At 73.0% G+C, this 23,037-nt stretch carries 20 protein-coding genes; 6 read left to right on the forward strand and 14 right to left on the reverse strand.

Annotated elements, in window-relative coordinates; all coding sequences use genetic code 11:
* Positions 1–1,023: alpha/beta fold hydrolase (locus AB0B72_RS11960; RefSeq protein ID WP_367738617.1), on the forward strand; the 1,023-nt coding region annotated here is incomplete at its 5' end.
* On the forward strand, positions 1,020–1,772 hold the full coding sequence (locus AB0B72_RS11965; protein ID WP_367738618.1) for an SDR family NAD(P)-dependent oxidoreductase: 753 nt from the start codon (positions 1,020–1,022) through the stop codon (positions 1,770–1,772). The genes AB0B72_RS11960 and AB0B72_RS11965, both read left to right, overlap by 4 nt.
* An 82-nt stretch (positions 1,773–1,854) precedes the next feature.
* On the opposite strand, the gene AB0B72_RS11970 is transcribed toward AB0B72_RS11965, so the two are convergent.
* The 11 genes from AB0B72_RS11970 to AB0B72_RS12020 all read right to left on the reverse strand — a co-directional run bounded on the left by AB0B72_RS11970 (position 1,855) and on the right by AB0B72_RS12020 (position 14,785).
* The gene (locus AB0B72_RS11970; protein WP_367738619.1) at positions 1,855–2,265 is read right to left on the reverse strand and encodes an ester cyclase; all 411 of its coding nucleotides are present in this window, start codon (positions 2,263–2,265) and stop codon (positions 1,855–1,857) included.
* Positions 2,266–2,305: 40 nt separating this feature from the next.
* The gene (locus tag AB0B72_RS11975; RefSeq protein WP_367738620.1) at positions 2,306–3,091 is read right to left on the reverse strand and encodes an SDR family NAD(P)-dependent oxidoreductase; all 786 of its coding nucleotides are present in this window, start codon (positions 3,089–3,091) and stop codon (positions 2,306–2,308) included.
* Positions 3,088–4,944: a dipeptide ABC transporter ATP-binding protein gene (locus AB0B72_RS11980; RefSeq protein WP_367738621.1), complete on the reverse strand. Its 1,857-nt coding sequence runs from the start codon at positions 4,942–4,944 to the stop codon at positions 3,088–3,090. Before AB0B72_RS11980 ends, AB0B72_RS11975 begins: the two co-directional genes overlap by 4 nt.
* Complete coding sequence (locus AB0B72_RS11985; RefSeq protein ID WP_367738622.1) at positions 4,941–5,819, reverse strand: ABC transporter permease; 879 nt, start codon at positions 5,817–5,819, stop codon at positions 4,941–4,943. The genes AB0B72_RS11980 and AB0B72_RS11985 overlap by 4 nt, the downstream gene beginning before the upstream one ends.
* Before the next feature lie 106 nt (positions 5,820–5,925).
* Positions 5,926–6,864, reverse strand: a complete 939-nt coding sequence (locus AB0B72_RS11990) for an ABC transporter permease (RefSeq protein WP_367738623.1) — start codon at positions 6,862–6,864, stop codon at positions 5,926–5,928.
* A gap of 5 nt (positions 6,865–6,869) precedes the next feature.
* Entirely contained in the window at positions 6,870–8,585 is a 1,716-nt protein-coding gene (locus tag AB0B72_RS11995) for an ABC transporter substrate-binding protein (protein ID WP_367738624.1), read from the reverse strand.
* A gap of 337 nt (positions 8,586–8,922) precedes the next feature.
* On the reverse strand, positions 8,923–9,825 hold the full coding sequence (locus AB0B72_RS12000; RefSeq protein WP_367738625.1) for a LysR family transcriptional regulator: 903 nt from the start codon (positions 9,823–9,825) through the stop codon (positions 8,923–8,925).
* Positions 9,826–9,972: 147 nt separating this feature from the next.
* Entirely contained in the window at positions 9,973–10,566 is a 594-nt protein-coding gene (locus AB0B72_RS12005; RefSeq protein ID WP_367738626.1) for a GNAT family N-acetyltransferase, read from the reverse strand.
* 80 nt (positions 10,567–10,646) lie between these two features.
* Positions 10,647–12,338: a glycerol-3-phosphate dehydrogenase/oxidase gene (locus tag AB0B72_RS12010; protein WP_367738627.1), complete on the reverse strand. Its 1,692-nt coding sequence runs from the start codon at positions 12,336–12,338 to the stop codon at positions 10,647–10,649.
* Positions 12,339–12,388: 50 nt separating this feature from the next.
* On the reverse strand, positions 12,389–13,906 hold the full coding sequence (gene glpK / locus AB0B72_RS12015; protein ID WP_367738628.1) for a glycerol kinase GlpK: 1,518 nt from the start codon (positions 13,904–13,906) through the stop codon (positions 12,389–12,391).
* 54 nt (positions 13,907–13,960) lie between these two features.
* Positions 13,961–14,785, reverse strand: a complete 825-nt coding sequence (locus AB0B72_RS12020; RefSeq protein ID WP_367738629.1) for an MIP/aquaporin family protein — start codon at positions 14,783–14,785, stop codon at positions 13,961–13,963.
* A gap of 298 nt (positions 14,786–15,083) precedes the next feature.
* On the opposite strand from AB0B72_RS12020, the gene AB0B72_RS12025 reads away from it, so the two are divergent.
* Together AB0B72_RS12025 and glpK (AB0B72_RS12030) are read left to right on the forward strand one after the other, a co-directional pair.
* Positions 15,084–15,851, forward strand: coding sequence for an IclR family transcriptional regulator (locus tag AB0B72_RS12025; RefSeq protein ID WP_367738630.1), 768 nt, complete (start codon positions 15,084–15,086; stop codon positions 15,849–15,851).
* 62 nt (positions 15,852–15,913) lie between these two features.
* Positions 15,914–17,425 (forward strand): glycerol kinase GlpK, encoded by a 1,512-nt coding sequence (gene glpK, locus AB0B72_RS12030; protein ID WP_367738631.1) that lies wholly within the window; start codon positions 15,914–15,916, stop codon positions 17,423–17,425.
* A 56-nt stretch (positions 17,426–17,481) separates the two neighbouring features.
* Here glpK (AB0B72_RS12030) and AB0B72_RS12035 read toward each other — a convergent pair whose 3' ends face one another.
* Positions 17,482–18,285, reverse strand: coding sequence for a class I SAM-dependent methyltransferase (locus tag AB0B72_RS12035; protein ID WP_367738632.1), 804 nt, complete (start codon positions 18,283–18,285; stop codon positions 17,482–17,484).
* A gap of 185 nt (positions 18,286–18,470) precedes the next feature.
* On the opposite strand from AB0B72_RS12035, the gene AB0B72_RS12040 reads away from it, so the two are divergent.
* Together AB0B72_RS12040 and AB0B72_RS12045 are read left to right on the forward strand one after the other, a co-directional pair.
* Positions 18,471–19,694 carry a PP2C family protein-serine/threonine phosphatase gene (locus AB0B72_RS12040; protein ID WP_367738633.1) on the forward strand — a complete coding sequence of 408 codons (1,224 nt, stop codon included), beginning with the start codon at positions 18,471–18,473 and terminating at the stop codon, positions 19,692–19,694.
* Between the two features lie 166 nt (positions 19,695–19,860).
* Positions 19,861–20,568 (forward strand): histidine phosphatase family protein, encoded by a 708-nt coding sequence (locus AB0B72_RS12045; RefSeq protein ID WP_367738634.1) that lies wholly within the window; start codon positions 19,861–19,863, stop codon positions 20,566–20,568.
* 6 nt (positions 20,569–20,574) lie between these two features.
* Here AB0B72_RS12045 and AB0B72_RS12050 read toward each other — a convergent pair whose 3' ends face one another.
* Positions 20,575–21,111, reverse strand: a complete 537-nt coding sequence (locus AB0B72_RS12050; protein ID WP_367738635.1) for an NUDIX hydrolase family protein — start codon at positions 21,109–21,111, stop codon at positions 20,575–20,577.
* A gap of 184 nt (positions 21,112–21,295) precedes the next feature.
* Positions 21,296–22,930 (reverse strand): MFS transporter, encoded by a 1,635-nt coding sequence (locus AB0B72_RS12055; protein WP_367738636.1) that lies wholly within the window; start codon positions 22,928–22,930, stop codon positions 21,296–21,298.
* Positions 22,931–23,037: the final 107 nt, after the last annotated feature.

Here is a 23,037-nt window from a genome sequence, read left to right on the forward strand (position 1 = left end):
TCCATCGAACTACGCAACCACCTCACCACCACCACCACACTCCGCCTCCCCGCCACCCTCACCTTCGACCACCCCACCCCCCACGCCATCGCCACCTACCTCGACCGCGAACTGCCTGCGGCCGCGGGCGGGCGGGAGGCTCCGCGTACGGCGCCCGGAGGGCCGGGCGGGGGCGGCCTCGCGGTGCTGCACCGGCGGATGCACGACACGGGCAAGCACGACGAGGCGGCGATGCTGCTGGTGGCGGCCTCCCACGCGCGCGGCAGCTTCCCCGCCTCGGAGCGGGCCCGGCACGCGCCGGCACCGATCACGCTCGCGACCGGGCCTGGACGGGTGTCGCTGGTGTGCTTCCCCGCGCTGAGCGCGATCTCCGGCCCGCATGAGTACTCGCGCTTCGGCCAGGCGTTCCGCGACGACCGCAACGTGTACGTCGTGCCGTCCCCGGGCTTCACCGAGGGAGAGGACGACGCGCTGCCCGACTCGCTGGAGACCCTGATCCAGATGAACGTCGAGGGCCTGCGGTGCGTGGTCCGGGACGACGAGCCGTTCGTGGTCGTCGGCCGCTCGATGGGCGGCTGCGTCGCGCACGCGGTCGCCGTGGCGCTGGAGGAGCAGGGGCTCGCCCCCGCCGGGCTGGCGCTGATCGACAGCTACCCGATCGACGCCGCCACCCGGGACGACATGGGCTGGTGGCAGGGCGCCATGATCGGCGGGATGCTGGAGCGCATCGACCGGTTCGACATGACCCTGCACGACGACAGGCTCACGACGATGGGCGTCTACAACCGGCTGTTCATCGGCTGGCAGCCGAAGCCCGTCGAGACCCCGATCCTGCTGCTGCGGGCGACCGAGCCCCTGCGCGGCACCACGGTCGACCCCGACGGCCGTACGGACTGGCGGGCGTACTGGCCCGTCGGGCACGAGGCGGTGGACATCCCGGGGGACCACTTCTCGACGCTGGAGGAGCACTCGGGCAGCACGGCGCAGGCCGTGCGGTCCTGGATCGAGCGGACGGCCGGGTGACACGGCCCGCCGTGATCGTCACCGGCGCGGCGGCCGGGATCGGCCGGGCCGCCGCGCTGCTGTTCGCGGAGCGCGGGTACGGCGTCGTCGCGGTGGACGTGGCCGTACCCGTCTGCCCTGATGGCTCCGACGGCCTCGTCCCGCTGGTGGGAGACGTCTCCGAGGAGCCCGTCAACGAGGCCGCGGTCGCGCTGGCCGTCCGGGAGTTCGGCAGGCTCGACGTGGTCGTGCTCAACGCCGGCATCGGCGGCACGCCTCCCTTGGACGCGCCCGGCGCGATCGAGCGTTTCGACCGGATGGTGGCCGTCAACCTGCGCGGCCCGGTGCTGGGGATCCGGGCCGCCGCGCCTGCGCTACGTGCGCGGGGCGGCGGCGCGATCGTGCTGACGGCGTCCGTCTCGGGCCTGGCCGGCGATCCGGGGGTCTGGGCCTACAACGCGACGAAGGCCGCCGTGGTGAACCTGGTCCGGGGGACGGCGATCGACCACGCGCGGCAGGGCATCCGGATCAACGCGGTGGCGCCCGGCCTGACCGACACCCCTCGTACGGCGGTGCACCGCGACGACCCGGATCTGGAGGCGGAGCTGACCCGGCGGATCCCGATGGGCCGCTGGGCCCGGCCACACGAGCAGGCCGAGGCCATCTGGTTCCTCGCCTCGCCTGCGGCGTCGTACATCACTGGGGTGACGCTCCCCGTGGACGGCGGCCTGACCGCGAGCACGGGCCTGCTCCCGCCGCCCCTCACCTGACCCGCCTCACCCGACCCTCCTCAGCGTCCCCCGCACGCAGAGGCGCCCGGGCCCCGGCAGGGGCCCGGGCGCGGGAACGCCGTCAGGCGATGAGCTGCTGCACGATGCCGAGCCGGTCGGGAAGGACCTCGTACTCCACGATCCTGCCGTCACGGAACCGGATCGTGCTGATGCTCTGCCCGGCGAAACGGCGGCCGCTCGGCGGGGCGCCGAAGACCTCGCCGCGCTGGACTCCCTCGATGGTCCAGTACACGACGACCCGGTCGTCCTCGGCGATCGTGTCGGTCACGGTGGCTGTCACGCCCTCGACCGCCGACCGCAGCCACGTGATGTGCTGCACGAATCCGGCGCGGCCCAGGTTGCCGCCGGCCGGGCCTGCCGCGTCCGTCGCGTCGTCGGCGATGATCTCGTCCAGGACCTCGAGGCGTCCTTGGGAGACGGCCTCCTCGTAGAAGCGCTTGGCCACCGCGCGGTTGGTCTCGGTCGTGCTCATCGGCAGTCCTTTCTCGTTCGTCGGATGGATGGAGGCCTCGTCAGCCGCGTATCTGCGGCAGCGGGAGGATGCCGAGGCTGGCGTCCAGGCCGCCGTCCACGACCAGGGCGGTCCCGGTGACGTACGACGCGGCGGGTGAGGCGAGGAACCACACGGCCTCGGCCTGCTCACGCGGCTCGGCGAACCGCTGAAGCGGCACGCGCCGCTCGATCTCGGCGGTGAGCACCGGGTCCTGCCGGACGCCGGCGTTGATGCGCGTCCACGTCAGACCGGGGGCCAGGGCGTTCACCCGGATGCCGTCGGGCGCGTGGTCGATGGCGGCCCCCCTGACCAGGTTGATCAGGGCGCCCTTCGAGGCGTTGTACGCCCAGTTGCCCGGGTCGGCCCGCAGGCCGGCGACGGAGGCGGTGACCACGATGGAGCCGCCGCCGGCGGCGCGCAGGGCGGGGGCGGCGGCGCGGATCCCGAGGATGGGGCCGCGGAGGTTCACCGCGAAGATCCGGTCGGCCGCCTCGACGGCTCCCGGCGCCTCCCACGGCCGGGTGCCGCCGATCCCGGCGTTGAGCACGACGGCGTCGAGCCGTCCGAACTCCCGGACGGCCAGCGCGACCGCCGCCTGGTTGGTCTCCTCCAGCGACACGTCGCCGGCGAGGGTCACCACCCCGTCGAGCCGGGAGAGCTCCTTGAGGCCGTGCTCGTCGTAGTCCACGGCGAGGACGGCGACGCCGCGCTCCGCGAACAGCTCGGCGGTCGCCCTGCCGATGCCCGATCCCGCGCCGGTGACGACGGCGGCGCGAGGGGCGGCGGGAGAGGTGGGTGAGGTCATGTCGGGCCTTTCAGGTCCATGGCGGGTTCTGCGTCGACGGCTCGCCCGCCCGCGTCGATCCGGGACACGTCGATCCGGGGCACGCCGATCCGGGGCACGGCGGCGAGCAGCGCTCTGGTGTAGGGGGCGCGAGGGGCGCCGAGGACGGTCTCGACGTCGCCGATCTCGACCAGGGCCCCGTCCTTCATCACGGCGACCCGGTCGCAGACCTGGCGGACGACCCCCACGTCGTGCGAGATGAACAGCAGCGACACCCCCGACTCACGGCGCAGCCGGGAGAGCAGGGCGAGGATCCGCGCCTGGACGGTGACGTCGAGCGCCGACACCGGCTCGTCGCAGACGATCACCTCGGGGCCGGGGGCGAGGGCGCGGGCGATCGCCACCCGCTGCCGCTGGCCGCCGGACAGCTGCGCGGGCAGCCGCCGCAGGATCTCGGGGCCGAGCCCCACCTCGCCGAGCAGCTCGGCGACGCGGTCACGCACGGCGGGCGTCCCGCGGGGCAGCGCCTCCCCGATGACCCGCTCGACCGTGAAACGGGGGTCGAACGAGCTCAGCGGATCCTGGTCCACGAGCTGGACGCGGGAGCGGCGGAGGCGGCGCCGCCGCTCGCGCAGGCCGCTCCACGCCTCGCCGTCCAGCAGCACCTCCCCGGCGTCCGGTGCGATCTCGGCCAGCACGATTCTGGCCGTGGTGCTCTTGCCGGATCCGGACTCGCCCACGAGCCCGAGCGCCTCGCCCTCGCGCAGCTCGAACGACACGCCGTCCACCGCCGTTCGCCAGGCGCCGCCGGATGAGCGGAACCGTTTCGTGACGCCCCGCACCGAGACGACCGCGCGCTCCGGCCCCCTCACGGGAGCGGCTCCCCGACGGGCCGCCGGGCGCGGCGGGTCCTCCCCCGGATGGAAGCACCGGACGGCCCGCCCCGGCCCGTACGGCACCGCGTACGACACCAGGGGCGGCAGCTCGGCCCGGCACCGGTCGTCCGCCAGCGCGCAGCGGGACGCGTACGGGCAGCCGGGCTCGGCGGCGGGAGCGGGGCGGAGCGCGCCCGGCTCCAGCACCGGGCCGTCCACACTGGGCACGGCGGCGAGCAACTCGGCGGCGTACGGATGAGCGGGCGACGACAGGAGGTCCTCCGCGGGGCCCTCCTCCACCACCAGCCCGGCGTAGAGGATGGAGACGCGGTCGGCCAGCCGGGCCACCACGGCCAGGTCGTGGCTGATGAGCAGCACCGCCGTGCCCGCCCGCCTCCTGGCGTCGAGCAGGTCGAGCACCTGGGCCTGGACGGTCACGTCGAGGGCCGTGGTCGGCTCGTCGGCGATCAGCAGCGACGGCCGGGCCGCGATGGCCGAGGCGATCAGCGCCCGCTGCCGCAGGCCGCCCGACAGCTCGTGGGGGAACTGCAGGTAGCGCGCCTCCGGGTCGGGGATGCCCGCCTCCGCCAGCAGGCCGATGACCTGGTCGTCCAGGTCGTCGCGGGTCGCCAGGCCGTGGACCTCCAGCGGCTCGGCGACCTCGTCCCCCACCCTGCGGAGCGGGTCGAGGGAGGTCAGCGCGTCCTGCAGGACGTATCCGATGCGCCGGCCGCGCAGGCGGCGCCACTCGCGCGTCCCGAGTCCACGCAGGTCGCGTCCCTCGAAGCTCAGGGTCCCGGCACGCACCCGGGCGGTCGCGCCGGCCAGGCCGAGCAGCGCGCGGGCGGTGACGCTCTTGCCCGACCCCGATTCTCCGACGACGGCCAGGCACTCCCCCTGGCGGACCGTCAGGCCGACGTCGCGGACGGCGTGAACCACGCCGTGGCGGGTCACGAAGTCCACCGACAGGCCCGCCACCTGCACGAGCGGGTCGCTCATCGGCTGTCCCGCCCCTCGTAGCGGGCCTGGAGGGCACGCCCGGCGACCGTCGCCGACATGACGGTGAGGGTGATCGCGGCGCCCGGGAAGAGGGCGAGCGTCCAGGCGGCGTCGAGGTAGTCGCGGGCCTGCGCCAGCATCGCCCCCCACTCGGGGTCGGGGGGTTGCGGCCCCAGCCCGAGGAAGCTCAGCGAGGCCCCCGCGATGATGGCGGTGCCGACGTTGATCGTCGCGAGGATCAGCAGGGGCGCGACGACGTTGGGCACGATGTGCCTGACCAGGATCCGCGCCGGTGTCAGCCCAAGGTTCACCGCCGCCCGGACGTACGGGGAGCCGCGCACGACCATGGCCTGGACACGTACGACGCGGGCGAAGCCGGGCGCGAGGGCCAGGGTGATCGCGAGGAGGGCGTTGCGGGTGCCCGGCCCCAGGACGGCCACGACGAGCAGGGCCATCAGGATGCCGGGGAACGACAGCAGCACGTCGGCCGCCCGCATGGCCACCTCGCCCACCACCCGGCCGCCGAGCGCCCCGAGGAGCCCCCAGGCCGATCCGGCCACGCCGGCCAGCAGCGTCGATCCGGCCCCGACCAGCAGCGAGGGCCGCGCGCCGTACACGACCCGGGCGAACACGTCCCGGCCCAGCTGGTCGGTCCCGAACGGGTGCCCGGCCCGGGGTCCGAGCAGCGCGGCGGCCGGGTCGACCTGGTCGGGCGCGTGGGCGAACAGGCCGGGGAAGGCCGCGGCGGCGCACACCAGCGTGAAGAACGCGACGGCGAGGAGCACGCCCGGCCGGGGGAGGCCGTGGCGCGGCGCCCGCGCGCGGACCTCGGCCGCGCGGACCGGGTCGTACGGCACGGCGGTGGGCGCGGTCACCGGCCCGCCTCCCGGCCGACGGCCGCTCCTCGCCCGGTCACGCACCTGATCACGCGGCCGGTCATGAGGCCCGCCTCCCGAGCGGTCACGGGGCTTTTGCGAGCCGTCATGAGGCCGCCTCGCGCATGCGGGGATCGACGAACCGGTAGAGGAGGTCGAGTGCGGTGTTGATCAGCGAGAACGTCAGCGCCGAGAGCACGACCACGCCCGTCACGACGGGGAAGTCCCGGCCGCGGACGGCCGTCACGACGACGTGCCCCAGGCCCTGCCGGGCGAAGACCGTCTCGACGACCACCGCGCCGGCCAGCAGCTCCCCCAGCGCCCAGCCCGACAGCGTGAGCACCGGCAGCGCGGCGTGCCGGAGCGCGTGGCGCAGCCGGATGCGGTTCTCCGTGGCGCCCCTCGCGCGGGCCGTCAGGGCGAACGGCTGGTCGAGCGCGCGTTCCAGCCCCTCCCTGGTCACCTGGGCCAGCACGCCCGCGATCGGCAGCGCGAGCGCGACGCACGGCAGCACGAGCGCGGACAGGCCGCCGTCCCCGATCACGGGGAACCAGTGCAGGTGGAACGAGAACGCCGCCAGCAGCAGGACGCCGATCCAGAAGTTGGGCGTGGAGATCGACCCGAACTCCAGCACCCGGGTGACGGCCCGCGCCCTCGGCCGGCCGGCCGTCAGCAGGGCGACCGCGACGGCCAGTGAGAAGCCGAGGGCGGCGGCGCCCGCCGCGAGGGCCACGGTGGGCCCGAGCTGATCGAGGATCACCCCGCTCACGGGCTGGTTGAGCTGGTAGGAGCCGCCGAGGTCGCCCCGCAGGAGCCGCCCGGCGAAGACGGCGTACTGCACGACGACCGGCTCCCCCAGGCCGTACTGCTCGCGGATGGCGTCGAGCACCTGCGGTGTGGCGTTGGCCTGCACCCCGCCCGCGATGACGCGGGCGGGATCGCCGGGCACCAGCCGCATGCCGGCGAAGGCCAGGGTCGCGGCGCCCCACAGGGCGATCAGGGTGAGCGCCAGCCTGCGGGACAGCCAGCGCGCCAGCGGCGGCATCGGGATCAGCCCCCCAGCCAGGCGCCGTGGAAGACGGGGTAGGTCTGCGCGTCGAAGGCGACGCCGCGCACCTTCGCCGAGAAGGCGGTCAGCTGGACGGGCGTGTAGAGGGGCACCACGTACGCCTGGCGGAGCACCTCGCGCTGGACGGAGGAGTAGTCGCTCTTCGAGGTCGCCGGGTCGGACGTCTCCGCGGCCTCCTCGACCCACTTGTCGATCTGCGGCGACCTGACCAGGGCGACGTTGCCGCCGGCCTTGGCATAGGTGTTGCCGGAGGCGAACGCGAAGCGCAGGACGTCGGGCGTCGGCCGGGCGAAGCTCACGTCCACCAGGTCGTAGGCGCCGCCGATCAGGTACTTGCTCACGAACGCCCCGGTGTCCACCGCCGGCCGGTCGATCTTGATGCCGGCGAGCTTGGCCTGAGCCTGGATCCCCTCGGCGAGGACGTCGCGCTGCTCCTTGTTGCCCTCGGCCCAGTACGGCCAGGTGAGGGTGAGCGTCTTACCGTCCTTGACGCGGTAGCCGTTCCCGTCCCTGGCGGTCCAGCCCGCCTCGTCCAGCAGTCGCTCGGCCTCGGCGGGGTCGTAGGACGCGAGGTCGCTCTCGGCCGAGGCGTCATAGGCGGCGGTCGTCCGGCTCAGCGGGTTGCGCGCCGTCGGAAAGAGGCCGAAATAGATGCTCTTCACGAGCTGGTCGACGTTTATCGACGCCGACAGCGCCCGCCGCACCCGCACGTCCTTCAGCGGCCCCCGGGTCTGGTTCAAATAGAGGTTGTAATTCAGCCCTGGCGTTTCCTGGGCACTGAAGGCGAAACCGGTGAGGGATTTGAGCCGTGCCGCGTTCAGGGGCGGGACGCCGGCGATTCCCTGCGCCTGGCCGCTGGTGAGCGCGCCGTATCGGGTCGCGTCCTCGGAGACGAATTCGAAGACCAGGTCGTCGAGGTAGGGCGCGCCCTGGTGGGACGCCCCCGCCGGCGGCGAGGCGTAGCGCGGGTTCTTCCTCAGCGTGACCCGCTTGTCCTTCTCCCAGGAGACGTACGAGAACGGGCCGGTCCCGACCGGGCGGTAGTCCGCGACGGGCTTCGTGAGCGCCGCCGGGCTCTGGATGCCCAGGTACGGCACCGACAGCGCCTGGAGGAACGGGGTGAACGGCCGTGAGAGCGTCACCTCGACGACGTGGTCCGCCACCACCCGCGCCTGTTTGTACGGCGCGATCAGCGAGGCCGCGTACGCCGACTTGGTGGCGGGGTCCACGACGTGGTCGAGGGTGGCCTTCACCGCCTGGGCCGTGAACGGCGTGCCGTCGTGGAAGGTCACGCCCTCGCGCAGGGTGAAGGTGTACGTCCGGCCGCCGTTCGAGACCTCCCACTTCGTGGCGAGCCAGGGGCCGAACGCGTCCGGTCCGGTCTGCACCACGAGGGAGTCGAAGACGTTGCGGTCGATCAGCCCGGTCACCGCGGTGGCGGCCACGGCGGGGTCCAGCGACACCTGGGTGCCGGCGACGGCGTAGGTGAGCCTGCCGCCGGCGACCGGCCCGCCGCCAGGCGACCGCCCGGACCTGTCGTCGCCGCCCCGTGCCGAGGCGACCAGGAACGCGGCGACGACCGCGATCACCACCGCGAGCGCCGCGACCGCGGCGAGCGGACGTCTGGAGCGCAGGCCGCGCCGCCTGCTGACGGGCCGGTCGTCGACCCTGGTGGCTGTGTCGTCGCTCAATGACATCGGCGGGACCTTCTTCTGTCGCACGGACTCTGTCGCACGGGCTTGCGGCACGGGCTTGCGGCACGGGGCTCGGTGGCACGGGGGCCGGGGTGGACCGCGACGGCCGGGGGCGCGCCCCCGCGACGTCCGCGCCTCCGCGGGGCACGCCGGAGGGAATCGCCTTTCCGAGAAATATCCGAACGTGAATCACGAAAAGATGATCCCGTTTTCCACGGGTCCACCTGCTCGATCCGCGCCTAGATCACACCATAGTCATCTGTGCCCGTCAACGGATTCAGCGCCATTCTTTGCGCCATTGTCATGCCGTCGGGCGACCAATTCATTTCTCTTATGAGTGTCAATTCGAATTGCCTATGGGAACCCGTTCGGCGAGCGGCCCGGGGAAATCCGTGACCGGCGAGAAGAACCGCCGCAGGGCCTCCGCCGCCCCCGTCTCGACGGCCGCGTCGAGCCCCTGCCTGCTGATCAGGCGAAGCCCGATCGCCCCCTGGGGCGGCAGGCAGTGAAGCTCCTCCAGGCCCTGGGGGACGCCGTACGCCGTGGGCAGCAGCGCCAGGCCGAGCCCGGCGCGGGCGGCGGCCAGCACGCCCTCCAGGTTGGTCGCCTCGGTGGTGATCCGCACCGACCAGCCGAGCCCCTCCAGCGTCCGCACGGCCTGCCGCCGCAGGGCGCACGGCTCCTGGAAGGCGACCAGCGGCACCGGCCCATCGGCCGGCGGCAGCAACCAGCCGGGCGCCGCCAGCCACCGCAGCGGCATCGCGGCGACCTGGACGCCTCCGATGTTGGGCACCACGCCGAGGATCAGCGCCATGTCGAGCGCGCCCCGCAGCGCGGCGTCGGCGAGCGTCGTGCTGCGGTCGAGCCGGAACACCACGTCCCGGTCAGGCAGTGCCGACACCAGCGCCCCGAGCAGGTCGGGCAGCACCTGGTACGCCGCGTGCTCGATGACCCCGACCGTCAGCGCCGGCGGCCGCTCGGCGCCGAGCCGGCACATCGCCTGCTCGTGCGCGGCCAGCAGCCGCCGGGCCTCCACGAGCAGGGTCTCTCCGGCGTCCGTGAAGCGGGTCGACCGTCCGGTCCGCTCCACCAGCGGCCGCCCGACGACCCGCTCCAGCGCCCTGACGTGCTGACTGACCGTCGGCTGGCTGGTGCGCAGGGCCGAGGCGGCCCGGCCGAAGCCGCCGCACTCGGCGATCGCCACGAAAGTTCGCAGTTGCACGAGGTCGAGCAATGCTCCCATGCGGCCATGATAGCCAAAAACCTACATTACCTACATAGATTTAGGGCTGTTAGGCGGCGCGGTCGCCCGCCGGCACTCCCTCCGCGCTGTGACCTGCGGCGCAAGCCTGTCGCCCGGAGGAGAAGTCACCCCGGGGACAGGGCATGCTCACCCCCGGGCCAGGCGCTGGACCAGCCTCTCCTTGATCGGCGGCCACTCGTCGTCGAGGATGCCGAAGTAGACGCTGTCGCGGAAGGTGCCGTCCGGGCGTGGCCAGTGGCGCCGCAGCGTCCCCTCGTACTCCGCGCCGAGGCGGCGGATCGCCGCCTGCGACCGTTCGTTGCGCACGTCGGTCTTGAGCTGGACCCGCCGGAAGCCGAGCTTCTCGAAGGCGTGCGTGAGCAGGAGCAGCTTGCACTCGGTGTTGACCGCCGACCTCCAGTACCGGCGGCCGTACCAGGTCCAGCCGATCTCCACGCTGGTGTCGAAGCCGGGGGCGTCCATGTAGGCGGTCCAGCCGACGGCCCGGCCCGTCTCCTTGAGCATCACCGCGAGCGGCGTGATCGAGGGGTCCGCCAGAATGCCCTCCACGACCTCCCCGAGGTCGCCGGCGCTCTTCGGCGTGGGCATCTGCATCCACAGCCAGATCTCGTCGTCCTGGCCGTGCGCCTCGAACAGGTCGGCGACGTGCTCGGGCCCGAGAGGCTCCAGCCGTACGGTCTCGCCCTCCAGGACCACGGGCCGTGGCATGTCAGCGGTCACGGGAGGAAACTACCGCACACGCCCCTTCCGCATGATCCTCTTTTCGCGTGACGAAGCGGGGTCCGCCGTCCTACGCCGTCCTACGCCGACCGCGCGACCGCGGCCAGCCGTACGGCGTTGGCGGCGGCGTCGTCGGTCTCACGCTGCGCGGCCAGGTCGGCCTGGACGTTCGCCCGGTAGGCGGCGACCTCCCGCTCGACGGTGGCGGCGTCCCAGCCGAGCACCCGTGCCACGAGCGCGGCGACCTCGGGGGCCGCGGCGAGGCCCCGGTCACGCTCCTCCATGAAGATCCGGGTGCGGCGGACCATCACGTCCTCCAGGTGCAGCGCGCCCTCGTGCGAGACGGCGTACACCGCCTCGGCCTTGAGGTATCCCTCCGCCCCCGGGATCGGCTCGCCGAGGGACGGGGCGGCCTCGACGAGCTCGAGCAGCTCCTCGACGCAGGAGCCGTACCGGCCGAGCAGGTGCTCGATCCGCGCGACCGGCAGTCCGGAGCGGTCCGCGAGGCGGCGCCGGTTGTTGCGCACCGCCTCGAACCCGGACGCGCCGAGGATCGGCACCCGGTCGGTGACCGACGCGGGGACGGCCTGGCCGAGACCCGTCACCGCCATGTCGACGGCGTCCTCGGCCATCACCCGGTAGGTGGTGTACTTGCCGCCCGCGACGATCACCAGGCCGGGTTCGGGCCGGATCACCGCGTGCTCGCGGGAGAGCTTCACGGTCTCGGAACCCGGCCCGCCCACCAGCGGGCGCAGCCCGGCGTACACGCCCTCGATGTCGTCGTGGGTGAGCGGCGAGCGCAGCACCGCGTTGACGTGCCCGAGGATGTAGTCGATGTCGGCGCGGGTCGGCGCGGGCTCTCCCTTGTCGAGGTCCCACGGGGTGTCGGTGGTGCCGACGATCCAGTGCGGCCCCCACGGGATGACGAACAGCACGCTCTTCTCCGTGCGCAGGATCAGGCCGGTGTCCAGCCGGATCCGCTCGCGGGGCACGACCACGTGGACGCCCTTGGACGCCCGCACGCTGACCGTCGCGCCGGAGGCCCCGGCCAGACGCTGGATCTCGTCGGTCCACACGCCGGTGGCGTTGACCACCTGCCGGGCGCGCACCTCCGTCTCGGCGCCGTCCTCCAGGTCCAGCACCCGCGCCCCCGTCACCCGCCCGCCGTCGCGCAGGAAGCCGGTCACCCGGGTCCGGGTGGTGACGCTCGCGCCGTACTCGGCGGCCGTACGGGCGAGCATCATGGTGAACCGGGCGTCGTCCACCTGCGCGTCGTAGTACTGGATGCCGCCGACCAGGGCGTCACGCCGCAGGCCGGGCGCCTTCCTCAGCGCCCCGCCCAGGCTGAGCTGGCGATGGCGCGGCAGCACCCGCGCGCCGCCGAGCGTGTCGTACAGCAGGACGCCCGCGCCGACGTAGCCGCGCTCCCACACGCGGTGGCGCAGCGGGAGCAGGAACGGCACCGGCGTGACCAGGTGCGGGGCCAGCCGGGTGACCAGCAGGCCCCGCTCCCGCAGCGCCTCGCGCACCAGACGGAAGTCGAGCCGTTCCAGGTAGCGCAGTCCGCCGTGGATCAGCTTGCTCGACCGGCTGGAGGTGCCGGCCGCGAGGTCGCGGGCCTCCACCAGGGCGACGGACAGGCCGCGGGAGACCGCGTCCAGCGCCGCCCCGGCGCCGACCACGCCCCCGCCGACGACGAGCACGTCGAACTCCTGCTCGGCCAGCCTCCGCAGGGCGGCCGCGCGGCTGCCGGGGCCCAAAGGTACGGACATCAGGGGTGAGCTCCTCGTTCGTCAGGGGAAGATCGGCGGGCAGGGCACAGTCAGTCGACGTCGACCCAGTCGAGGGTGCGGGTGACGGCCTTGCGCCAGCCGGCGTAGCCGCGCTCGCGCTGCTCGTCGTTCCACTGCGGCTCCCAGCGCCGGTCCTCCTGCCAGTTGCGCTTGAGGTCGTCGGTGGACTTCCAGAAGCCGACCGCCAGGCCGGCGGCGTACGCGGCGCCGAGCGCGGTGGTCTCGGCCACGACCGGCCGGGAGACCGGGACGCCGAGGATGTCGGCCTGCATCTGCATGCACAGCTCGTTGGCCGTCACGCCGCCGTCCACGCGGAGCACGTCGAGGACGACCCCCGAGTCCTGCTCCATCGCCGCGACGACGTCCTTCGACTGGTAGCAGATCGACTCCAGCGTGGCCCGCGCCAGGTGGGCGTTGGTGTTGAACCGGGACAGCCCGACGATGGCGCCGCGCGCGTCGGACCGCCAGTACGGCGCGAACAGGCCGGAGAAGGCGGGGACGAAGTAGACGCCCCCGTTGTCGTCCACCTGCCGGGCCAGCGCCTCGCTCTGGGAGGCGCCGGAGATGATGCCGAGCTGGTCGCGCAGCCACTGCACCGCCGAGCCGGTCACCGCGATCGAGCCCTCCAGCGCGTAGACGGGCTTGGACGCGCCGAACTGGTAGCAGACCGTGGTCAGCAGCCCGTGCTTGGAGCGGACCAGCTCGGTGCCGGTGTTGAGCAGCAGGAAGTTGCCGGTTCCGTAGGTGTTCTTGGCGGTGCCGGGCTCGAAGCACACCTGCCCGACGGTGGCCGCCTGCTGGTCGCCGAGGTCGCCGGCGAGCGGCACCTCCCCGCCGACCGGGCCGCCCGCCCGGGTCACACCGTAGAAGTCGGGGTTGGAGGACGGCTTGATCTCGGGCAGCATCGAACGGGGGATGCCGAAGAACGACAGCAGCTCGTCGTCCCAGGAGAGGGTCTCCAGGTCCATCAGCATGGTGCGGCTGGCGTTGGTGGGGTCGGTGACGTGGACTCCCCCGTCGACGCCGCCGGTGAGGTTCCACAGCAGCCACGTGTCGGTGTTGCCGAAGATCGCGTCGCCGCGCTCGGCCGCCTCGCGCACCCCGTCGACGTTCTCCAGGATCCACTGCACCTTGCCGGCGGAGAAGTAGGTGGCCGGGGGAAGGCCCGCCTTGCGCCGGATGACGTCGCCCCTCCCGTCGCGGTCCAGCGCGGAGGCGATGCGGTCGGTCCTGGTGTCCTGCCAGACGATCGCGTTGTAGTACGGCCGGCCGGTGCGGCGGTCCCAGACCACCGCGGTCTCGCGCTGGTTGGTGATGCCGAGCGCGGCGAGGTCTGCGGCGCGCAGCCCGGCCGTCCGCAGGCCGGTCTCGATCACGGCCCGGGTGCGCTCCCAGATCTCGGTGGGGTTGTGCTCGACCCAGCCCGCCTGCGGCAGGATCTGCTGGTGCTCCAGTTGGTGGCGGGCGACCTCGCCGCCGCCGTGGTCGAAGATCATGAAGCGGGTGCTCGTCGTTCCCTGGTCGACTGCGCCGACGAAGTCAGCCATCTGCTGCGCCTCTCGTGTGGGTTGCGAAGGGGGTGACGGGACGGACGGGACGGGTCAGCCGGCCCGGCCCGCGGGTTCCGGGGTGCGGCCCGGCTCGGGTGCATCCTCGCGTGGCAGGAAGCGGGCCACCAGCACCTGGTAGAGCCCCGCGCCAGCGAGACCGCCGATCAGGGGGCCGATGATCGGCACCCAGAAGTAGAGGTCGCCGTACTGGTCGCGGAACGCGGTGCCGTACCCGGTGAGGAACGACGCGAGCCGCGGCCCGAAGTCGCGCGCGGGGTTGATCGCGTAGCCGGCGTCGGTGCCCCACGCCATGCCGATCGCCACGACCAGCAGGCCCACGATGAACGGGGCCAGGTTGGCCAGCGGCGCCGAGTTGCGCTCGTCGGAGATGGCCAGGATGAGGAACAGGAGGATGGCGGTGCCGATGACCTGGTCCCGCAGCGCGCCCCACTGGGTGACCGGAAGCGTGCCGTTGCCGGGCAGGGTCGAGAACACGCCCTGGGTCTTGATCGTGTGCCCGGGGTCCACCTTGGCCAGGACCTCGCTGTAGTTCCAGCGCACCAGCAGGGCGGCGACGAACGCACCCGCCGTCTGCGCCAGCGCGTACGGCACGACCTTCCGCCAGGAGAAGCCCTTGAAGGCGGCGAGGGCCACCGTCACCGCCGGATTGAGATGGGCGCCGCTGATCCTGGCCGCCGTGTAGACGCCGAGGACCACCCCCAGGCCCCACGCCCAGGCGATGCTGTCGTGGTCTCCGATCCCGCCGGCGGCGACCTGGGCCACCACCCCCACGCCGAACAGGATGAGGACGAGCGTCCCCGCGAATTCCGCCGCCAGCTCGCCCAGCAGCTCCCCGCCTCTGCGTCGTTCCGCCATGTCTCCTCCTTGGAAGGTGGCCGGCGCGCCCGCACAGATGAGGCCCTCCGGCTGTGAATTCCTCCGAGCTGACCGGGACGCTAAGCCTGGTTTCGACGTCCGTCAACGAATGATCGTCGGCATTGTCGAACACTGGCCAGCTCCGCGGACCGGCACTAGGCTCCGCACTGTGACCTCCGTCCCACCGGCTCGTCCTCGTTCGACGGTTTCTGCGCCAAATATCCGAAGATCGTCTCGGGCCCGGCGGCCGGACTGTCGGCATTGTCGAACAGCGTCCGGCACCGCTAGGCTCCCGCCCATGCTCGGTTCCGTCCAGTCCATCGAGCGTGCCGCCGCGATCCTCCGGCTGCTCGCCCAGGGGTCCGGGCGGCTCGGGCTCAGCGAGATCGCCAACTCGCTCGGGCTGGCCCGCGGCACCGCCCACGGCATCCTGCGGACCCTGCAGCTCGTCGGGTTCGTCGAGCAGGACGACGCGACCGGCAAGTACCAGCTCGGCGCCGCGCTGCTGCACCTGGGCACCAGCTACCTGGACGTCAACGAGCTGCGGTCACGCGCGATCAACTGGGCCGACGCCCTCGCGGCGCGCAGCGGCGAGGCCGTGCGGATCGGCACCCACCTTCAGGGCAAGGTCCTCGTCGTCCACCACGTCTTCCGGCCGGACGACAGCCTCCAGACGCTCGACGTCGGCGTGCTGCTGCCCATGCACGCCACCGCGCTCGGCAAGGTGCTGCTCGCCTACGACGCCAACGCGGCGGCCGCCGCCCAGAACGGCGAGCTGGAGCAGTTCAGCCGGCGCACGATCCGCACGCCCAAGGAGCTGACCCGCGCCCTCGCCGCCGTACGCGAGGTCGGCTGGGCCGCCGACGTCGAGGAGAGCACCATCGGGGAGGCGGGGGTGGCCGCCCCGATCAGAGGGTACGGGGGGCTTGTGGTGGGCGCCATCGGCATCTCGGGCGCCACCGAGCGGATCTGCGACTCGACCGGCCGGCCCCGGCCCGAGCTCGTGACCTACGTTCGCGACGCCGCGCGGGCCGTCTCCCGCGACCTCGGCGCCTCCCGCTGGTAGATCCCCTCCCCCGCGACCCCCGATCCACCCACCGCCCGCCTGGACCCGAGAGGTAGGCCACCGTGGCTGAGCGTTATGTCATGTCCATCGACCAGGGCACGACCTCGACCCGCTGCATCCTGTTCGACCACGGGGGCCGGCTCGTGTCGGTGACCCAGCGTGAGCACAAGCAGCACTTCCCCCGGCCCGGCTGGGTGGAGCACGACGCCGTCGAGATCTGGCGCAACCTGGAGCGGATCGGCCCCGAGGCGCTGGCCCAAGCGGGGATCGGGCCCGAGCAGGTGGCGGCCGTCGGCATCGCCAACCAGCGGGAGACCACCGTGCTGTGGGACCGGCGCACCGGCGCACCGGTCGCCCCGGCCGTCGTCTGGCAGGACACCCGTGCCGACACGCTCGTCGACGAGCTCGCCAGGCGGCCGGACGCCCACGTGGTCAAGGAGCGCTGCGGGCTCCCGCTGGCCACGTACTTCGCCGCCCCCACCATCCGGTGGCTGCTCGACCACACCCCCGGCGTGCGTGAGCGGGCCGAGCGCGGCGAGGTGCTGTTCGGCACGATGGAGAGCTGGCTCATCTGGAACCTCACCGGAGGACCCGACGGCGGCCTGCACATGACCGACGTCACCAACGCCAGCCGCACGCTGCTGATGAACCTGCACACCCTGGACTGGGACGACGTCCTGCTCGGCTTCTTCGGGGTGCCCCGCGCCATGCTGCCGCGGATCCGTCCCTCCATCCAGGCGTACGGCGTGGCGCGGCGGGTGCTGCCCGGCGTGCGGATCGCGGCGGCCCTCGGAGACCAGCAGGCCGCGCTGTTCGGGCAGACCTGCTTCGCCCGGGGCGAGGCCAAGTGCACGTACGGCACCGGCGCCTTCCTGCTGCTCAACACCGGCACCGAGCCGGTCGCCTCCACGCACGGACTGCTGACCACGGTCGGCTACCAGATCGACGGCCAGCCGGCTGTGTACGCGCTGGAGGGCTCCATCGCGATCACCGGGGCGCTCGTGCAGTGGTTCCGCGACGGGCTCGGGCTCATCGGCACCGCCCCGGAGATCGAGACGCTGGCCCGCACGGTCGACGACAACGGCGGCTGCTACATCGTGCCCGCCTTCTCCGGGCTGTTCGCCCCCCACTGGCGCAGCGAGGCCCGGGGCATCATCGTGGGCCTGACCTCGTACATCACCAAAGGGCATATGGCCAGGGCCGTGCTGGAGGCGACGGGCTGGCAGACCCGCGAGGTGGTCGACGCCATGAACGCCGACTCCGGGCTGGCGCTCACCACGCTCAAAGTGGACGGCGGCATGACGGCCGACAACCTGCTCATGCAGTTCATCGCCGACGTGCTCGACGTGCCCGTGGTGCGGCCGATGGTGGCCGAGACCGTGTCACTCGGCGCGGCGTACGCGGCGGGCCTGGCCGTCGGCTACTGGCCCGACCTGGAGGGGCTGCGGCGCAACTGGCACCGCGCCGGCCAGTGGCTGCCCGCGATGGACGCGGCGCGCCGCGACGAGGAGTACGACAACTGGCGGCGCGCCGTCGAGCGGACCTTCGACTGGATCAAGCCCGGCCACCGATGACCCGCCGGAGCCTCAGGCGGTGGGGCCTCCCGGACGTGAGGGGGCGCGCCGGCGGGTCAGGGCGCCTGGGCCGCGGTGAGCATGTGGCCCGTGGCGCCCAGCAGGGACGGCTCCTCCTCCGAACGCCGGGCGGCGTCCAGCAGCAGCCGCCTGCGCTCCGGGTCGTCCAGCCACTCGTCGACGTCCGCGTACAGGCCGAACACCCCCTCCACGGTGTAGCACCGGGCGACCGGCAGGCCCGCGTCGGCGAACTCCCCCGTGATCTCGGCGGGGTCGTGGAAGTAGGCGGTGGTGAAGACGGTCAGGGAGTGGGCGCGCAGCAGGCCGTCGCGGGCCGAGTCGTCCGCCAGCCGCCGCAGGGTCTCGTCGGCGTAGACGCCCTTCCTGATCATGTCGTGCACCGCGGCCCACCTGCTGATGGTGGCCGCCACGACCATCCCGCCCGGCCGTACGGCGCGGCGCGCCTCGGCGAGCGCGCGGACGCGGTCGGCCCGCTCGGGCAGGTGGTAGAGCGGGCCGAGCAGCAGGACCGCCCCGGCGGAGCCGTCCGGCGCGTCGAGGGCTCGCGCGTCCCCTTGGCGGGCCGTCACCCCGGGCAGCAGGGACGCCCGCTCGACGTGCGCGGGGACAGGATCGATCAGCTCCACGTCGTAGCCGTCGGCGGCCAGCCACTCGGCGTGCACGCCCGTGCCCCCGCCCACGTCCAGCACGCGGAGCGGCGGAGGCGGCAGGACCCGGCGCAGGATGTCCCGCGTCCGCCACAGCTCGAGGCGCCCCCGGCCCGTCCGCAGGCGCCCGTCCTCCGCGCCCAGGCGGTAGTAGTCCAGAATCTCGGGAGCGAGACCGTACTGTTCCGCCATGAGGGCAGCATGCCGGGGACGACGGGGACCGATCAACCCGAATACCGGGGGCGGAGCTTGTCCATGATCGAGGCGGCGTGGCGGGCGAGTGAGTGCGCACGCCCCGCGCTGTCGCGCCCCGCACGGCGGTGGGTAGAGGATCGTTGTGAGGGCAGGGCTGCGGGGAGACGGCTGGAGGTGGCCGAGTGACCGAGGGGAACCATCCCGCGATGGCCGGCACCGGGCTGCTCCGGACACTTGTCGAACTTCTCGAGGCCAGCCACCTGGCGTCGGTGGAGGACGTGCCCGGCCTGGTCGCGGAGCACGCCCGCCACGCGGGGCTCGCGCATGTGCAGATCTACCTGGCGGATCTGCAGCAGAACACGCTGCGCCGGCTGGGCGGCCCGGGGGACGAGCCCGGCCCGGACGCCGACGAGCTGCGCATCGACGGGACGCTGCCCGGCCGCGCCTTCCAGGAGGTGCGCGTCCTCGCCAGCAGCGAGGCCGGTGTGGCCGAGCACTGGTGGGTCCCTCTGCTGGACGGCACCGAGCGGGTGGGGCTGCTGCGGATCACCGCCGCCCCGGGCGCCGACGAGGGAGTGGTCGAGCGCATGCGCCACCTGGCCTCGCTGGTCGCGCTGATCCTCGTGAGCAAGAGGGCCTACAGCGACTCCTACGCCAAGCTGGTGCGCACCGCCCGGATGAACGTCGCGGCCGAGATGCAGTGGAACCTCATGCCGCCGCTCACCTTCGCCGACCGGGACGTCACGATCGGCGCGGTGATGGAGCCCGCCTACGAGATCGGCGGTGACGCCTTCGACTACTCCGTGCGCGGGCGGATCGTCCACGTGGCGGTCTTCGACGCGATGGGCCATGACGTCTCGGCCGGGCTGTCGGCCAACCTGGCGGTGGCCGCCTGCCGCAACCACCGCAGACAGGGAATGGAGCTCGCCCCCAACAGCGAGGCGATCGAGGACGTCCTGATCGAGGAGTTCGGCAGGGCGACCCGTTTCGTCACCGCCGTCATGATGCAGCTCGACGTCGACACCGGCGTGCTCACCTGGGTGAACCGCGGCCACCACCCCCCTGTGCTCATCCGCGGGGGGCGCTGGATCAGCACGCTGACCTGCCCGCCGGCCCACCCCATGGGCCTGGACCTCGGCCTTCCCGTGACTCTCTGCCAGGCGCACCTCGAACCGGGCGACCGGGTCCTGCTGTACACCGACGGGATCACCGAGATGCGCAACGCCCGCGGGGAGGAGTTCGGCCTGCGGCGGTTCGTGGACTTCGTGATCCGCCAGAACGCCGCCGGGCTTCCGGTCCCCGAGACGCTGCGCCGCCTGATCCGCAAAGTGCTGGATTATCACGACAACCGGCTGCACGACGACGCGACCGTGCTCCTGCTGGAGTGGCGCGGCGGCGCCATCTGATTTATCCGCCATATGGCGATTTGTCGTGAGAACCGGTTGATAATCCATTAAGCGATTCCGTTTACCGCTCTTTGTCGCCGGCCCGCGCCCGGCCGGATCGGTGAATCGGCGTACGGGGGTCCCCGTTCCCGGGTAAGTCGCTACCGGGCCCCCCGAAGGAGCAACCGTGACGATCTGCCCGCACTCCGTTGACGCCGGACCGGCCGACCTGCTGTACGCGGTGCGGCACGGCGAGAGCACCGCCAACGCCGCCGCCGCGCTCGGTGGGACGGCGGCCGTCCCTGCCGACGACATGGCGATCGGCCTGACGGATCTCGGCAGGCGGCAGGCGGCGGCGGTCGGCCGGTGGCTGGCCGGGCTCGGCGCCGGCACGGCACCCGACGCCGTCTGGTGCTCGCCGTACCTGCGGGCGCGGCAGACCTGGATGCTCGCGGAGCGGGAGCTGCGCCACGCGGGCCGGCCGCTCCCCTGCCACAGGGTCGACGTGCGGCTCCGTGACAGGGAGCGCGGAGAGCTCGCCGGCCTGACCGCGGCCGCCGTCGCGGAGCGCTTCCCCGCGGAGCACGAGAAGGAGGCCCGGGACGTTCTCGCGTACCGGCCGCCCGGCGGCGAGTCCTTCCGCGACGTCGCCGCACGGATGCGCGGCGTCCTGGCCGGCATCGAGGCCGATCGGCGGCACCGCCGCGTGCTGATCGTGGCGCACGACGCGGTCGTGCTGTTCCTGCGTCAGATCCTCGAACGGCTCGGCGACGCCGACGTGCTGTCCATCTCCGCGGACGGCCTGGCGGGCAACGGGTCGGTCACCGTCTGGCGGCGCACGACCGGCGGCTACCTGCTCGTGGCCTACGATCAGCGCGACCACCTGCCCGCCTGATCGGCGTCACGGGAGGCAGCCGACGTACGCCAGGGCCTGCTTCAGCAGCACGCCCTGGCCGCCGATCATCTCCTGCTGCACCATCGGGGAGGCGGCCTCCTCGGGGGTGAACCAGACCAGGTCGAGGGCGTCCTGCCGGGGGCGGCAGTCCCCCGTGACCGGCACGACGTACGCCAGGGAGATCGCGTGCTGCCGCGGGTCGTGGTACGGCGTGACGTCCGGCTCCGGGAAGTACTCCGCGATGGTGAACGGCTGCGGAGAGGCCGGGACGTGGGGCAAAGCCACCGGGCCGAGGTCCTTCTCCAGATGGCGCATGAGGGCGTCCCGGACGCGCTCCTTGTAGAGGACGCGCCCGGAGACGAGGGCACGGCTGACCGTCCCGTCCGAACCGATCCGCAGCAGCAGGCCGACATGCGTGACCACGCCGGAGGCGTCGGCTCGCACCGGCACCGCGTCGACGTAGATGATCGGCATCCGCGCGCGGGTCAGTTCCAGATCTTCCCGGCTGAGCCAACCGGGCGCGGTTTCGGTCATTTCGGTCATTGCCCGATCGTACTAGACGCATACGCATGGCCTATGTTCGTGCGGCGCGTAACTCTTCGCCTGAGCCACGGAGTTCGCCTGAGCCGCGGAGACGGAAAGACGCGAATGAATATCGCGGCCTTCCGATGTGGTTGTGGCGTCCTCTCCAGCCGGCGCCCGTAACAGGGCTCGGTGAAAGACGGCGTCATGACTGGGACAGCGTCGCAAGACCCTGGTCCGGCGCCTTCTGAGCGGCCGGAGCCTGCTGGGCGGCCGGTAGGACATGGCGGAGCGCGACGGCCGCCAGCGTGGCCAGCGCCACGAACAGCAGCGCGCTGACCAGCGCCGAGATGTGCAACCCGGAGGTGAAGGCGTCACGCGCGGATTGCAGGAGCTGGTCGCCGGCCGGTGAGCCGAGCCGCGCGGCGACGCCGGAGGCGCCGACGATGCTCTCGTGCGCGGTGGTGGCCGCGTCAGCGGGAAGGGCCGCGGGGACCGTCACCTGGTTGCGGTAGACCGCGGCGCCGATGCTGCCGAGGACCGCGACGCCGAAGGCGACGCCGAACTGGCCGCCCGTCTCGACCATGGCGGACGCGGAGCCCGCCTTCTCCGGCGGCGCGGCGCCGAGGATCATGTCGTAGCCGAGGGCGACGGAGGGGCCCATGCCGGCCATGGCGATGCCGAAGCCGATCAGCAGCGTCGACAGGCCGCCGGAGTTCGGCACCCGCGTGAGAACGGCGTAGCCGGCGGCGGAGAGCAGCAGGCCGGCGGCCATGATGGAGCCGGGGCGCAGCTTCTGGGCCAGGCCGCCGCTCACCATGATGCCGACGATCATCGCGAGCGCGGTGGGCACCAGCCAGAGCCCGGCCTGGAGGGTGGACAGCCCGAGGACCGTCTGCAGGTACAGGTTGATCAGCAACAGGCTGCCGCCCTGGACGGCGCCGCCGAGCAGGCTGAGGGTGAACGCGGCGCGGTAGACGCGGATGCCGAACAGACCCAGGTCGAGCAGCGGGTCGGCCAGCCCGCGCTGGCGCGCGACGAACAGGGCGAGGACGACCACGCCGGCGGCGACCGCCGCGACGGGCACCGGCCGCCAGCCGTCCCTGGCCAGCTCGGTGATGCCGTAGATGAGCGGAAGGATCCCGGCCAGCGACATGATGACGCTGAGCAGGTCCAGCCGGCCGGCGTCCGGATCGCGGTACTCAGGGAGCAACGCCGGCGCGGTCGCCATCAGGAGCACCATGACGGGAACGGCCAGCAGGAACACCGAGCCCCACCAGAAGGTGGCCAGCAGGGCGCCCCCGGCGATCGGGCCGAGAACGGCGCCGCCCATGAAGCAGGCCATCCAGATCGAGACGGCGACGGCGCGCTGTCTTGGGTCGCGGAACATGTTGCCGATCAACGCCAGCGTGGAGGGCGCGACGGTGGCGCCTGCGATGCCGAGCACCGCCCTCGCCCCGATCAGCATCTCGGCGCTCCTGGAGTAGGCGGCGAACACCGACGCGACGGTGAAGGCGGCCGCCCCGATCAGCAGCAGCTTGCGGCGGCCGATCCGGTCGCCGACGGTGCCCATCGTGATGAGGAGACCGGCGACGAGGAAGCCGTAGACGTCGATGATCCACAGTTGCTGGGTGCTGCTCGCGTCCAGGTCGGCGGCCAGGTGTGGAAGCGCGAGATACAGCACGCTCAGGTCCACCGACAGCAGCAGGGTCGGCAGCGCGAGCACCGCCAGACCGGACCATTCCCGCCGCCCGGCCCGCCCTGGGGCCTCCCCCGCCTTCTGCTCTGCCTGCTGCTCTGCCGTCGGCGATGCGGCCGGCGTTTCGGCGCTGCTGTCCATTGAAGATCCCTCCCGGGCCCTCGGAGATGCTCAGCGACACTGAGCGGACGAGTCGTTCGTCAATGACGACGAACGGGTCCGGTGGAGACCGACAGGGCTCGGGGGCG

Source organism: Microbispora sp. NPDC049125 (assembly GCF_040802045.1).
Classification (GTDB): Bacteria; Actinomycetota; Actinomycetes; order Streptosporangiales; family Streptosporangiaceae; genus Microbispora.

What these genes read in the sequence shown, in the direction of transcription:
- AB0B72_RS11975 (WP_367738620.1), bottom strand. Translation starts at nt 3,091, where the DNA reads ATGACCTCACCCACCTCTCCCGCCGCCCCTCGCGCCGCCGTCGTCACC.
- AB0B72_RS11990 (WP_367738623.1), bottom strand. Translation starts at nt 6,864, where the DNA reads ATGCCGCCGCTGGCGCGCTGGCTGTCCCGCAGGCTGGCGCTCACCCTG.
- AB0B72_RS12010 (WP_367738627.1), bottom strand. Translation starts at nt 12,338, where the DNA reads ATGTCCGTACCTTTGGGCCCCGGCAGCCGCGCGGCCGCCCTGCGGAGG.
- AB0B72_RS11980 (WP_367738621.1), bottom strand. Translation starts at nt 4,944, where the DNA reads ATGAGCGACCCGCTCGTGCAGGTGGCGGGCCTGTCGGTGGACTTCGTG.
- AB0B72_RS12050 (WP_367738635.1), bottom strand. Translation starts at nt 21,111, where the DNA reads ATGACCGAAATGACCGAAACCGCGCCCGGTTGGCTCAGCCGGGAAGAT.
- AB0B72_RS12025 (WP_367738630.1), top strand. Translation starts at nt 15,084, where the DNA reads ATGCTCGGTTCCGTCCAGTCCATCGAGCGTGCCGCCGCGATCCTCCGG.
- AB0B72_RS12035 (WP_367738632.1), bottom strand. Translation starts at nt 18,285, where the DNA reads ATGGCGGAACAGTACGGTCTCGCTCCCGAGATTCTGGACTACTACCGC.
- AB0B72_RS12055 (WP_367738636.1), bottom strand. Translation starts at nt 22,930, where the DNA reads ATGGACAGCAGCGCCGAAACGCCGGCCGCATCGCCGACGGCAGAGCAG.
- AB0B72_RS12000 (WP_367738625.1), bottom strand. Translation starts at nt 9,825, where the DNA reads ATGGGAGCATTGCTCGACCTCGTGCAACTGCGAACTTTCGTGGCGATC.
- glpK (WP_367738628.1), bottom strand. Translation starts at nt 13,906, where the DNA reads ATGGCTGACTTCGTCGGCGCAGTCGACCAGGGAACGACGAGCACCCGC.
- AB0B72_RS11995 (WP_367738624.1), bottom strand. Translation starts at nt 8,585, where the DNA reads ATGTCATTGAGCGACGACACAGCCACCAGGGTCGACGACCGGCCCGTC.
- AB0B72_RS11970 (WP_367738619.1), bottom strand. Translation starts at nt 2,265, where the DNA reads ATGAGCACGACCGAGACCAACCGCGCGGTGGCCAAGCGCTTCTACGAG.
- AB0B72_RS12020 (WP_367738629.1), bottom strand. Translation starts at nt 14,785, where the DNA reads ATGGCGGAACGACGCAGAGGCGGGGAGCTGCTGGGCGAGCTGGCGGCG.